The 12212-nt window shown below is 65.3% G+C and carries 11 protein-coding genes; 6 read left to right on the top strand and 5 right to left on the bottom strand.

Annotated features, from left to right (window positions below):
- Positions 1–26 precede the first annotated feature (26 nt).
- Both GGD40_RS25900 and GGD40_RS25895 read left to right on the top strand, forming a co-directional pair.
- Complete coding sequence (locus GGD40_RS25900; RefSeq protein WP_179745568.1) at positions 27–926, top strand: LysR family transcriptional regulator; 900 nt, start codon at positions 27–29, stop codon at positions 924–926.
- Positions 927–1072: 146 nt separating this feature from the next.
- Positions 1073–2659 (top strand): alpha/beta hydrolase family protein, encoded by a 1587-nt coding sequence (locus tag GGD40_RS25895; RefSeq protein WP_179745567.1) that lies wholly within the window; start codon positions 1073–1075, stop codon positions 2657–2659.
- Positions 2660–2708: 49 nt separating this feature from the next.
- On the opposite strand, the gene GGD40_RS25890 is transcribed toward GGD40_RS25895, so the two are convergent.
- Positions 2709–3335 (bottom strand): methylated-DNA--[protein]-cysteine S-methyltransferase, encoded by a 627-nt coding sequence (locus tag GGD40_RS25890; protein ID WP_373565360.1) that lies wholly within the window; start codon positions 3333–3335, stop codon positions 2709–2711.
- 282 nt (positions 3336–3617) lie between these two features.
- Between GGD40_RS25890 and GGD40_RS25885 the strand changes: the two genes are divergently transcribed.
- Both GGD40_RS25885 and GGD40_RS25880 read left to right on the top strand, forming a co-directional pair.
- On the top strand, positions 3618–4955 hold the full coding sequence (locus tag GGD40_RS25885) for a protein kinase (RefSeq protein WP_179745566.1): 1338 nt from the start codon (positions 3618–3620) through the stop codon (positions 4953–4955).
- Positions 4956–5115: 160 nt separating this feature from the next.
- Complete coding sequence (locus GGD40_RS25880) at positions 5116–6066, top strand: substrate-binding domain-containing protein (RefSeq protein ID WP_257030715.1); 951 nt, start codon at positions 5116–5118, stop codon at positions 6064–6066.
- A gap of 98 nt (positions 6067–6164) precedes the next feature.
- Here the strand turns inward: GGD40_RS25880 and GGD40_RS25875 are convergent, their stop codons facing one another.
- The 3 genes from GGD40_RS25875 to GGD40_RS25865 all read right to left on the bottom strand — a co-directional run bounded on the left by GGD40_RS25875 (position 6165) and on the right by GGD40_RS25865 (position 9265).
- Positions 6165–6596: a PRC-barrel domain-containing protein gene (locus GGD40_RS25875; protein ID WP_179711840.1), complete on the bottom strand. Its 432-nt coding sequence runs from the start codon at positions 6594–6596 to the stop codon at positions 6165–6167.
- Positions 6597–6795: 199 nt separating this feature from the next.
- Positions 6796–7797, bottom strand: coding sequence for an ROK family protein (locus GGD40_RS25870; RefSeq protein WP_179745564.1), 1002 nt, complete (start codon positions 7795–7797; stop codon positions 6796–6798).
- Positions 7787–9265: an APC family permease gene (locus GGD40_RS25865; RefSeq protein ID WP_179745563.1), complete on the bottom strand. Its 1479-nt coding sequence runs from the start codon at positions 9263–9265 to the stop codon at positions 7787–7789. The genes GGD40_RS25870 and GGD40_RS25865 overlap by 11 nt, the downstream gene beginning before the upstream one ends.
- Before the next feature lie 197 nt (positions 9266–9462).
- On the opposite strand from GGD40_RS25865, the gene GGD40_RS25860 reads away from it, so the two are divergent.
- Positions 9463–10671 carry an ROK family transcriptional regulator gene (locus tag GGD40_RS25860; RefSeq protein WP_179711848.1) on the top strand — a complete coding sequence of 403 codons (1209 nt, stop codon included), beginning with the start codon at positions 9463–9465 and terminating at the stop codon, positions 10669–10671.
- A gap of 122 nt (positions 10672–10793) precedes the next feature.
- Here the strand turns inward: GGD40_RS25860 and GGD40_RS25855 are convergent, their stop codons facing one another.
- Positions 10794–11420: a hypothetical protein gene (locus GGD40_RS25855; RefSeq protein ID WP_179711850.1), complete on the bottom strand. Its 627-nt coding sequence runs from the start codon at positions 11418–11420 to the stop codon at positions 10794–10796.
- 184 nt (positions 11421–11604) lie between these two features.
- On the opposite strand from GGD40_RS25855, the gene GGD40_RS25850 reads away from it, so the two are divergent.
- Positions 11605–12198 carry a flavin reductase family protein gene (locus GGD40_RS25850; protein WP_179745562.1) on the top strand — a complete coding sequence of 198 codons (594 nt, stop codon included), beginning with the start codon at positions 11605–11607 and terminating at the stop codon, positions 12196–12198.
- Positions 12199–12212 lie beyond the last annotated feature (14 nt).

Here is a 12212-nt window from a genome sequence, read left to right as displayed (position 1 = left end):
TGAGGCATGTCTTGCCAAGAGGGCTTATGGAGCTTCGACACCTGCGGTATTTCGTGGCCGTCGCCGAGACGGGCAGCCTGACGGTCGCGGCGGAACGGCGCCTGCATACGTCGCAGCCGTCGCTGAGCCGGCAGATTCGCGACCTCGAGGACGAGGTCGGCGCGGCATTGTTCAGCCGCAGCGCGCGCGGGGTCGAACTGACCGCGGCGGGCAAGGCCTTTCTCGACCATGCGCGGCTCGCGCTGACCCAGGTCGACGCGGCCATCGAGGCCGCGCGCCGTGCGTCGCGGCCGGCCAAACAGGTTTTTGCGCTGGGGTTTCTGACCGGCCAGGAAATGACCTGGCTGCCGCGCGCCATGCAGGTGCTGCGCGACGAACTGCCGAACGTCGACGTCACCGTATCGAGTCACTACTCGCCGGACCTTGCCGACGCACTCGCGCGCGGCAAGCTCGACCTTGCGTTTCTGCGCGCCGAGCCGGGCTTCGATCTCGATTACAAGGTGGTGTCCCGCGAAAAGCTCATCGTGCTGATGCCGAGCGATCATCGGTTGACCGGGCGCGCGACGATTCGCGCGGAGGATCTCGTCGGCGAGACGTTCATCATGGCGTCGAACAAGGCGAAGGTGCTGCACGACGTGATCGAACGGTATCTGCAGGAGAGCGGCGTGACGCTCACGCCCGAGCATGGCGTCGACAATCTGGCGATGGCCATGTCGCTGGTGGCGTCCACGCGCGGGCTCGCGTTGATGCCCGAGTATGCGAACAACCTGCTGCCGTGGTCGGTCGTGATCCGGCCGCTCGAAGGCGATGCGCCGGGTGTGGATCTGGTGATCGGTTATAGCCGCGCGAATACGTCGCCGGTGCTGAAGCTGTTTTTGTCGCGGGCGGAAGAACTGGTGACGTCGGTCATGACGGCGTCGCGTTGAGGCTTGCGTGACCCTTGCGTGAGCGGGTTGCCGCGTCGCCGCTCTGCGGTGAGATCGCGCTAGCGGCCGGCGGATCGGTTCACCTATACTCGTTTCACCTTGCAAGGCCGCCTGGTCGTTGTCAAACCAAGAAAACGGAGCCTCACATGCGTGTAGCGATGCGAAACGCCACCCTCGGGCTGCTGATCGGTTTCACGTCGGGCGTCAGTGTCGGTGCGCAGGCCGGCTCCGGTTGTGACACGGGGTGCAAGGCTCGCGGCCAACTGCTCGATCATCACGTGTCGCTGCGGCTCAGTGCCGCGGCGTTTGCAAAAATGCTGGCGTCGAATGCCTCCGGCCAGCAGCTCGCGCAGATTGCCGGCAAGCCCGCTTGCGGTGTCGAGATCGTGACGTTCCGCTACAGCACGATCGGCGGCGCGGGCGAGCCGACTCAGGCGAGCGGCGCGCTGATGCTCCCCACCGGACACACGGCCGCGTGCAGTGGGCCACGTCCGCTGATGATCTACGCGCACGGCACCACCCCATACCGTCAGTACAACCTCGCCGACATCACGCAAACGGACCCCGCCAATACAGACGGCGCCGGAGAAGGCCTCGCGGTGGCCGCGATGTACGCGGCTCAGGGCTACATCGTGGTGGCGAGCAATTACGCGGGCTATGCCGGCTCCGATCTGCCGTATCACCCGTATCTGAACGCCGACCAGCAATCCGCCGATGTGATCGACTCGCTGCGGGCCGCGCGCCTCGTGTTGAACGACACGAAGCGGGGACACAGAACGCGCGAGAACGGCAAGCTGTTCGTGACCGGTTATTCGCAGGGCGGCTTCGTGGCGCTGGCGACGCACCGCGCGTTGCAGGCGGCCGGCGTGAAGGTGACCGCGTCGGCGCCGGGATCGGGTCCGTACGCGTTGGCCGCGACCGCGGACGCGCTGATCGAAGGCGAAGTCAACGTGGGTTCGACGCTTTTCACGACCTTGATCGTGACGGGTTATCAGCGCGCCTATGGAAACATCTATCGCAAGCCCGGCGACTTTTATGAGGCAGCCTACGCGCCGGGTATTGAGACCTTGCTGCCGAGTCTGCAACCGCTCGACGCCCTCTTCGCCGCGAAGAAATTGCCGCCGACGCAGCTCTTCAGCAGCGTGCCGCCCGCACCGCAATTCGCTGCGATGACGCCGCCCGCTGCGCCGCCGCTCGTGCCGGTCGCGTTGAAGCCGGTATCCGCGGCGGGATTCGGCGACGCCAATCTCGTGCGCAACGCCTATCGTCTGGGTCTCCTCGAAGACGCCGCCGCTCATCCCGATGGCGCGTTCCCGCAGCCCACCGCAGCATGGACCCCGGCCGCGAATCCGATGCAGCCGCTGCGCCAGGCGTTCAAGCGCAACGATCTACGCAACTGGGTGCCACGAGCACCGGTGCAACTGTGCGGCGGCGAGGCGGATCCGACGGTGTTCTTCTTCAACGCGCGCACCGAGCAGGCGTACTGGTTGAACGCAAAGGTGCCGGCGGGACTGACTTCGGTGCTCGACGTGGACTCGCCGGTCACTGGACCGAATGATCCGTATGCGCCGATCAAGCAGGGTTTCGCGAGTGCCAAGGCGTCGCTCGCGAAGCAGGCGGTGACGAACGGTGCGACCGATGGCGGCGCTTCCGCCGTGTTGCAGGCGTATCACGGCGAACTGGTCGCGTCGTTCTGTATGGTGGCTGCGCGAGCGTTCTTCGCGAACTTTTGACGAGCCGCGCGCGGCAACGCACCGCGCGCCTTGACTCGATTCTCGATTCTCAATTGCCGAACAGCGACGCTTGCGTGCCGACGCTCGGCGCGTGACGTGCGGGCTTGGCGCGTGCCTCGACCTTATGGGCAGGAGCGGGCGCGGGTGCCGAAGCCGACGTTGCGATCGCGCCATCCGCTGCCGCTTCCAACGAAGTCTGCCCTGCCTCCAGCGACAACAGCAGCATCTTGTTCGCCAATCCGCCCGCGAACCCGGTCAGCTCGCCGGACGCGCCGATCACCCGATGGCACGGCGCCACGATGGAAATCGGGTTCTTGCCGTTCGCCGCGCCGACTGCGCGCACGGCGTTGACATTGCCGATTTGCAGCGCGATTTCCTTGTAGCTGCGCGTCTGGCCGAACGGGATCGTCAACAGCGCGTGCCAGACTTTCTTCTGAAACTCGGTGCCCTGAAAGTCGAGCGCGAGGTCGAACGCCTGGCGCTTGCCGGCGAAATACTCGTTCAATTGCCGTTCGCTTTCGATCAGGATCGGGCGATCGTTCGCCTCGATCGACGTGCCGAGACGAACCCGGTTCGGCTTGTCGTTTTCCCACAGAATCGCGGCCAGCCGTTCGCCGTTTGCGACGAGCTTCAACTGTCCGACGGGTGAATCCATCAACTTGTATGCGTATGTCACGATGCTTCTCCTGGCGGGTTGGAGGCCGGCATGCCGGTAAGGCGAGGCCGCGATGTCGCGTAGTGCGCGCCAATGTTCAACAGTGTGAACTTCATGCCCGCTGCCCGCGCTCCAGATCTTGCTGTCCAATTCGTGTGAAAGCATGACAGATGTGCGCGCCGTGTGGGGCGTTTTGGTGACAATGGATTGAATCGCCGCGAACGCAGACCCGCTCGCCGCGACTCAGTAGAATTGAGGCCCCCGGTACAACGCGTACCGGCAACGGATAGCCAGACCACGACTTTGACCACGACACTTGAACGACTGCGGGCCGGCCAGCTCGCCGGCGCACGCCAGCTCAAACTGGCGTGCGGACTCAGCGAATTTCCGCGCGAGATTTTCGATCTGGCCGACACGCTGGAAGTCCTCGACCTGTCCGGCAATGCGCTCAGTGCGCTGCCTGACGATTTGCCGCGCCTGAGCAAGCTGCGCATTCTCTTCGCGTCCGACAATCTGTTCACCGAGTTGCCGCCCGTGCTGGGGCAATGCGAGCAACTGAGCATGATCGGCTTCAAGGCCAACCGTATTCGCGAAGTGTCCGGCAACGCGCTGCCGCCGCTGCTGCGCTGGCTCGTTCTCACCGACAATCGGGTCGAAGCGCTGCCGGCAGAAATTGGCCGCTGCACGCAATTGCAGAAGCTGATGCTGGCAGGCAATCAACTGCGTGCGTTGCCCGACACGTTGGCCGCCTGCACGCGGCTCGAACTGGTGCGTCTCGCGGCGAACCAGCTCGACACACTGCCGGACTGGCTGACACGCCTCCCCCGGCTCGCCTGGCTGGCTTACGCCGGCAATCCGTTCGATGAAGCGCTAGAGACCTCGGCGCTGGTCGACACGCCGATCGCGGCGACTCCATGGAACGCGTTGAAACTCGAGGAGACGTTGGGCGAGGGCGCTTCCGGCGTGATCTATCGCGCGGAACTGTCGGAGCCGCACGGAGGCGTCGTGCGACCCGTCGCCGTCAAGCTGTTCAAGGGCGCGGTGACCAGCGACGGTTTGCCGGACTGCGAGATGGCCGCCTGCATCCAGGCCGGCGTTCATCCGAACCTGATCCCGGTGGCGGGCAAAGTGGCGGACCATCCGGCGGGCACGCACGGACTCGTGATGGAATTGATCGATCCGCGCTTCGGCAACCTGGGCGGTCCGCCGAGTCTCGAATCGTGTACGCGCGATATCTACGGCGCCGGTACGCGCTTCGATCCGGCGTCCGCGTGGGCGATCGCGCAAGGCATCGCATCGGCGGCGAGTCATTTGCATCGGCGCGGCATCATGCATGGCGATCTGTACGCGCACAATATTCTGTACGACGGTCAAGGGCACGCGCTGCTGGGCGATTTCGGCGCGGCATCGATCTATCGCACGGAAGAGCCGGACACCGGTGCTGCGCTACAGCGCCTCGAAGTCCGCGCTTACGGATGCCTGCTCGAAGAGTTGCTCGAACGTTGCGACTGGCTCGACACACAGGCCGACGTGGCGGCGAAGCTCGCGGACTTGAAGGACAATTGCCTGAGCGAAGAGATCGGCAGCCGTCCGCTGTTCGACGACATCGTCGCGGCCTTGCTCGCGTTGAAGCCGGCTTGATGCTCGCCTCCATGCGAGCGTGCGAGCGCGGCAGTCCACAGGCGTCAGGGTGCGGAGTCGCGTTTCGTCAGGCCAGCGGAGGAGGAAAACGTTCATGACGCAGAAGACGCCCCGAAGCAGGTCTTCCTGGGCCGTGCCCCAGCAGAACTCGCCTTCGAGCATGCGCCGCCGCGTGCTGTTCGCCGGCACGCTGGCCGCGGCCGGTCTGCTGACCTCGCCCGCTGTTCAGGCGCTGCAAGGCGGCAAGCTGAAGGTCGGCCTCGTGCTGAAGTCGCTTGCCGATCCGTTCACGGCGGCCATGCAGAACGCCGCGCAGAACTACCAGCAGCATTACGCGTCGCAATTCGGTTTGACGGTGCGCGGTACGGCGTCGGAGGGCGACACGGCCGTTCAGATCCGTATGGTCGAGGACATGATCCGCGCGAAGATGGACGCGATCGTGATCGCGCCGACCGACTCGAAGGCGCTGACGCCGGTGATCGCGCGCGGGATCAAGGCCGGCATCATCGTGATTACGATCGACAATCCGCTCGACGACGCGTCTCAGGACGCAGCCGGTATCTCCGTGCCGTTCGTCGGGCCGAACAATCGCAAGGGTGCGCTTCAGGTGGCGAAGGTGCTGGCCGGGCGGCTCAAGGCGGGCGACGAAGTGGGGATCATCGAAGGAATTTCGGCGGATCGCAATGCCCAGCAGCGCACGGAGGGTGGCAGGGAGGCGATGAGCGCGGCGGGCATCAAGGTGGTCGCGGTGCGATCGGGCAACTGGGATTACGGCAAAGGCCGCGACGCCGCCGCGGCGATGCTCGGCGAGCATCCGCAACTGCGCGGACTGCTGTGCGGCAACGACAACATGGCGATGGGCGCGGTCGATGCGGTGCGCGACGCCGGTAGAACCGGCGGCGTGTCGATCACCGGTTATAACGATATCGAAGCGATCAAGCCGTTAATTGCCGACGGCCGCGTGCTCGCCACCATCGATCAGTTCGCGGACCGCCAGGCCGTGTTCGGGCTCGACGTGGCATTGAAAGCCGTGACGGAGCAGAGAAGGGAAGGCGACCTGTCGAGGGTGATCGAGACGCCGTTGCAACTGGTCACGGCCCCGACGCGTTGAAGGCCGTGCAACGCGTCGTCTCGCGTTGCGTCGCGTCGCAGGGTTTGCGCACGTTGCATCGCACGGCCGGCATTTAACGGCTATTTATCCGCTGCCTGTTAATTCGCGCTGACCTTGTGCGGCTTGGTCGCCTTTTCGAGCTTGTTGTACTCGAACTCGGGCACGGACTTCAGCGCGTCCTTGGTCGCGCCGGGCAGGAACAGATTGCCGTCGCGAATCTCGAAGTGGTCGATCGCAATCGCCACGTAGTGCTTGCCCATGCCGAGGAATCCGCCCACCGAGACGACCGCGTAGGTCGCCTTGCGATCCGGCGAAATGATCACGTCGTAGATGCTGCCGATCTTGTCGTTGAGATCGTTGTAGACCGGTTCGTCGACCAGCGCGCGGCGCACGCTCCAGCCCTTGAGCAACGCGTTGGTCTGCTCGACCGTGCCGCCGAGCGGTTGCAGGCCGGCCACCTGGGCGACGGCGCCCTGCGACGCGCAGATCGCGACGAGCGCGGCAGCGCAGATCAGTGTGTTCGCTTTCATTTTCGGCTCCTGGTTTGTGTGTGGGGATGGGCGCCGGACGAGTCCGGCAGTCAGCCTCTTACCAGGGAGATGCGGTAGCACGGCATGTGCCTGGCTTCGGCGGCGCGCTGCGAGCGGGTGCCAGGCAGGTGCCAAGTGCGTGCCAGGTGCGTTGCGCGACGAGCAACGAGCAGCGCGAGTCATGGCAGCCAACGTTTAACTACAACGCAGGCGCGACCGCACGCAACGGCGCAAGACCAGGCGGCACACGTCGCGCGCGCCAGGCATCGCCGGCGGCCACGATCGCGCCTTGCAGCGCCGCGCCGTGGCCGAAAGCGGCAATCACCACATCGGGCGGATAGGGCACGGTGCGTTTCAGCAATGCACGGAGGTCGTCTGCAATGCCCGGAATCCGCGCCATGCCGCCGCCGATCACGATCCGCGACGGGTCCAGCATCAAGCTCAGATTGACGATATGCACGCGAAGGCGATAGAGCGTGTCGTCGAGCAGTGCGTTCACTTGCGGCACGGACTCACGCATTGCAAACGCTTCGCGCGTGGTCACGCTGCGTCCCAGCAGCGCGCTCGCACGCTCGCCAATCGCACGGCCCGACACGAAGTCTTCCAGCGGCGCGCCGCCATCGGCGAATAGGGTTTCGCCCGGCACGCCGCGCAACTGATAACCGATCTCGCCCGCCGCGCCATGCGCGCCGCGCAGCACCTTGCCGCCGATCACCGCAGCCGCCGCGAGACCCGTTCCGAGGTTCACATAGAGACCACACTCGACGCCCGCCAGCGCGCCGCAACGGGCTTCCGCGAGCGCGGCGGCTTTGACGTCGGTTTCGATGCTGACGCATTGAATCGCGAAACCCCTGCGTAGTTCGTCGTGCAACGCGAGCCGGTCCCAGCCTGGGTTGTTCGGCGCGAGGCGAACGCCGTCCGGTTCCACGATGCCCGGCGTAACGGCCGCGGCCGCGAGCAATTCACCGCCGGCGTCGGCCGCGGTCGTCGCGATCAACGCTCGCGCCGCGTCGAACATGCGGCGCATGACGGTCTGCGCGCCTTGTTGCGCCAGGGTCGGAATTTCCGCTTCGTGAAGGCGCTGTCCGCTTTCCGTAGTGGTCGACATGGCGATCTTGGTGCCGCCGAAATCGATCGCCAGCAGAAATCCATGCGGCCCGGCGCTAGTGCGCCGGGTTTCATCCAGGTCATTAACGTGCATGCGTTTGCGTATTAGCGGAGGCGGTTGCGGTGCTGCTCATCTGACGTTCGAGAAATACTTCGCGGATCGGCTTGGGACCGAACGGCCATTGACGCGCCACGCGCGCCCAGATCAGGAATGCGATCAGGCCGAGAACCAGCCAGCCGGTCGACATCAACTGCGATTGACGGTCGGTCGCGTAGAACACGTAGAGCCAGCCGACCAGCGCGACCAGGCTCGGCACGGGATAAAGCCACTGCCGGTACGGCCGTTCGAGCGTCGGTTGACGGCGACGCAGCACGGTCAGCGCCGCGATCTGCGCGACCGACTGCAACAGCACCGCGACAGCAACCAGCATGTTGATCACGGAGGTCAGATCGAAAAACGTGCCGGCCGCCGTGACCACGCCCATCACGATCAGCGCGACATGCGGGAAGTTGTGCTTCGGGTGCAGCTTGCCGAAGGCGGCGAGGAACACGCCGTCGCGTGCGGCGTAGAAGGGCACGCGCGAGCCGCCGAGCAAGCCGGCGAATACGGATGCGAACGCGGCGAACAGGATCAGCACCGTGACGATCGCGGCCGCCGTATGCCCCCAGTTGCGCTCCACGACCAGCGACGCCACCGAGGTCGACTTCGCGACCTCCTGCCACGGCACCGTGCCGATCACGCCGATCTGCATCGTGAGGTACAGCACCATCATCGCGATGATCGACACGATGATCGAGCGCGGCATCACGCGGCCCGGGTTTTTCAGTTCGTCGCCCATGTACGCGGTGGTGTTGTAGCCGGCGTAGTCGTAAATGGCGATGATCAACCCGGCGCCGAGGCCGGTGAAGAACTTGCCGAGATCGCCTGCGCCGGGCGGCAGCGTGGTTGCGAGGCTGAGATGAAAATCCGAGTACGCGGCCGCGATGGTGAGCCCGACCGCCAGCATCATGATGACCCACAGCACCGTGCTCAACGCGCGAATCGATTCGATCCGCCGGTACAGCGCGAGCACTACCAGCGCGGTCACGCCGACGCCGATGGCGTGCGTCTGCCATGCCGACAGCGTCGGCAGAAAGAACCCGAGGTACTGCACGAAACCGATAATGCCCGTGCTCATGATGAGCGGAATGGACAGCATCGCGGTCCACACGAACAGGAACGGCATCAGCTTGCCGGTGCGGTACTGGAACGCTTCACGCACATAGAGATAGGTGCCGCCGGCGCCCGGCATCGCCGCGCCGAGTTCCGCCCAGACGAGGCCGTCGGCCATCGACAGCACCGCACCGAGAATCCAGCCGATGATGGCCAGCGGCCCGTTCAGCACGGCGACGATAGCGGGAATGGTCAGGAACGGCCCGACGCCGCAAATCTGGATCATGTTCACGGCGATCGCCGGGAACAGGCCGACCGAACGGCGGAAGTGCGGCGCCTCGGCCGCGGGCTCGGCGGCCGCGTCAGCCATGGCTTGCGGGGACGGTTCCCGCCAGGTGGAATCGCTCATCGATATCTCCATGCGGCGCTCGCCGCGTCGTTGATCGGATGCTTCGGCATTCATCTCATTTTTGTGTTGCCGAATGATAGGAAACTTTCTTTACTAATTCAAGCGAGCCAAAAATGTTCCCCCGGCTCGGCATTGGCGGCGGCTTGCCCCGCCGTACAGTCGTTGATAGGATCGGCCATCCCGAAACCAGACAGCCCATGCACGCGCACAGAAAGCACAGCCAGCCGACCGTCACCCGTGGCCCCGCGTTTGTACGCCAGGGCAACGAATGGGCGATTTACCAGCATCTGTTGTCGATGGCGCCCGCCTCCAGCCCGCAGCTCGCGGAGAGTACGGGGCTGTCGAAAGTGACGGTCACGGCCGCGCTGAGCAATCTCGAACGGCTGGGTCTCGTCGAGCAGACGGGTGTGCGCGGCGGCAGCGCGGGGCGTTCGCCGCGTCTTTACGCGCCGCACGCCAGAGCGGGCTTCGTGGTCGCGATCGACGTCGGCGCGGAATGGATTCGCGGCGCGGTGGCTGACCTGACCGGCACGGTGGTAGCGCGGCTCGACAAGCGCACGCCCGCGAAAGTGGAGCGGTTCGTCGCGCGCATTGTCGAGATCGTCGACGCGATGCTCGACGAGCAGCAGGTTTCGCGCGACGCCGTGCTCGCGACCGTGTTCGGTTCGCCGGGCGTGCTGGACGCCGATAACGACCGGCTGCGTCTCGCGCCGAACCTGCCGGATCTGGAGCGGCCGGGGCTGATTCCGTCGCTCAGGGACGCACTCGACGCGGACCTGTTCGTCGAGAACGACATCAATCTGGCGACGCTCGGCGAGCAGCAGCACGGACTCGGGCGCGGCGTCGACAATTTCGTGTTCATGTCGGTCGGCACGGGCGTGGGTCTCGGGATCATTGCCGACGGTCGTTTGCATCGCGGCGCGCACGGCTTTGCCGGCGAGATCGCGGTGCTGCCCGCGGCGCCCGTGGTCGGCTCGAAATCGGATGGCGTGTACCGGCCGATGTTCGAAGCGTCGTCGGCGGCGAAAGGGATCGTCGCGCAGGCGCAGCGGCGCGGCCTGACGGTGGCGAATGCCGAAGAGGTGTTCGTCGCGGCGAATGCCGGCGATCAGCGCGCGCTCGACTGCGTGGCGGAAGAAGCGCGTCAGCTTTCGTGGGGGCTGGCTTCGATCATTCCGATTCTCGATCCGAAGCTGGTGGTGCTGGGCGGCGGTGTCGGCCGAAGTGGCGCATTGCTGTTGCCGGCGATCCGCGATCATCTCGCGCAGTGGCTGCCGATTCCGGTGCCCGAGTTCGCCGTGTCGGCGACCGGCACCGACGCGGTGCTGCTCGGCGCGATCGTGCTGGGTGTCGAGCGGGCGCGTGTGAAGGCCTTTGAGCGGCTGGGATACGCGACCACGGCTTAGTGAAGGCGACGACGCAGTAGTGACGCGTTTCGTTGACTTTGTGCGCGAGGGGATGAAAAACGCTTCGTAAGGAATGCGGGAATGCGCTTGTTCGCGCCGCCGCTATCGACGACCCCGCGCCGTCACTGCGTCCCGGATCGCGCCGGCGGTTGCGACGCCGAATCGACGCGGGCCGATTGCTTCACCAGTTCCTGTGTCATGGCCGCGGCAACGGGGTTCGACCCGCGCGGAGTTTGCCCGTCGTGCGCGGCGGGCGGTTCCGACGGCGGCGTTGATTGCATCGGCAACGACGGCATCGGCAACGACGGATCGGGTTTCGCCGATTCCTTGACGAGTGCGTCGGTCATCGCCGCCGCGACCGGGTTCGAGCCTTGCCGATTGAGATCGCCGTGCGTGCCGTCGACCGTCTGCGGTGCAGCCGTTTTCGTCTCGCCCGATGCGTCAATCGTGACCGGTTTAACTGCATGAGCGTTCGGCTTGCGCGGCGGCGGCAGCGGCGCTACCGCCGCGATCTCGCCGCTGCTTTGAGCGGACGACGGCACGGTAGGCAGCACGCTGCCTGCCACGACGTGCGTGTCGCTGGCACGGGGCCCGACCGCCGCCGCGCTGACGGAACTGGTCGCCACCGTGCCGCCTGTCGCGCCGCTGGCCGCGGTCGTTCGTTCACCTTTAGGAACCAGCAGATAACCGACTACGCCGAGGTCGATTAGCACCAGCCCAATGATCAATGCTTTGCCTGTATTCGTCATATCCAACCACCGGATTTTTCACGTGATGTGATCGACTTAATGATAATCGACTGCTCGTGACCGGACCGCGTAACGCCAATAATCGCGCCGCGGGCGTTCCCGTCACCCTGCGCGGGCGTCTGAGATAAGCTTCGTCTGGTTTGCAACATGAGACGTGAACAACGTCGCCTCTGAAGGAATCCGCATGGACAGTCACATCGCACCGGTCGACATGAAGAAGGCTTACCGGCTCCTCAACCACGGTCCCACGGTGCTGGTGTCCGGCCGTTACGACGGCGTGGACGACGTGATGGCCGCAGCGTGGTCGTGCGCGCTCGATTTCTCGCCGCCCAAGCTGACGGTCGTGCTGGACAAAGCGACCCGCACGCGCGCGCTGATCGAGCAGACCGGCACGTTCGTCATTCAGGTGCCGACCGTGGCGCAGCTTCAACTCACGCACGACGTCGGCACCGTGAGCCTCGCGAGCGATCCCGACAAGCTGCAGCGGTCGGCGGTGAAATTGTTTGATATCGACGGCTACGATCTGCCGTTCGTCGCAGGCTGTTCCGCGTGGCTCGCCTGCAAGGTGATCCCGGAGCCGCACATCCAGCAAACCTACGACCTGTTCATCGGCGAAGTGGTCGGCGCATGGGCCGATACGCGTGTTTTCGAAAACGGTCACTGGAATTTCGAGCGTGCGGATCCCGCGTTGCGCAGCCTGCATTACATCGCCGGCGGTCAGTTCTACGCGATCGGCGAGGCGATGTCGGCGGTCGTCGATCCGGCGGTCAACGCGTAGTCAATGCGGTTGCG

The organism is Paraburkholderia bryophila (assembly GCF_013409255.1).
Taxonomy (GTDB): Bacteria; Pseudomonadota; Gammaproteobacteria; order Burkholderiales; family Burkholderiaceae; genus Paraburkholderia.
This window is presented reverse-complemented; position numbering and strand designations above follow the sequence as displayed.

Coding starts and splice junctions, on each gene's coding strand:
- GGD40_RS25900 (WP_179745568.1), top strand. CDS start 27: ATGGAGCTTCGACACCTGCGGTATTTCGTGGCCGTCGCCGAGACGGGC.
- GGD40_RS25895 (WP_179745567.1), top strand. CDS start 1,073: ATGCGTGTAGCGATGCGAAACGCCACCCTCGGGCTGCTGATCGGTTTC.
- GGD40_RS25880 (WP_257030715.1), top strand. CDS start 5,116: ATGCGCCGCCGCGTGCTGTTCGCCGGCACGCTGGCCGCGGCCGGTCTG.
- GGD40_RS25875 (WP_179711840.1), bottom strand. CDS start 6,596: ATGAAAGCGAACACACTGATCTGCGCTGCCGCGCTCGTCGCGATCTGC.
- GGD40_RS25870 (WP_179745564.1), bottom strand. CDS start 7,797: ATGCACGTTAATGACCTGGATGAAACCCGGCGCACTAGCGCCGGGCCG.
- GGD40_RS25865 (WP_179745563.1), bottom strand. CDS start 9,265: ATGAGCGATTCCACCTGGCGGGAACCGTCCCCGCAAGCCATGGCTGAC.
- GGD40_RS25860 (WP_179711848.1), top strand. CDS start 9,463: ATGCACGCGCACAGAAAGCACAGCCAGCCGACCGTCACCCGTGGCCCC.
- GGD40_RS25855 (WP_179711850.1), bottom strand. CDS start 11,420: ATGACGAATACAGGCAAAGCATTGATCATTGGGCTGGTGCTAATCGAC.
- GGD40_RS25850 (WP_179745562.1), top strand. CDS start 11,605: ATGGACAGTCACATCGCACCGGTCGACATGAAGAAGGCTTACCGGCTC.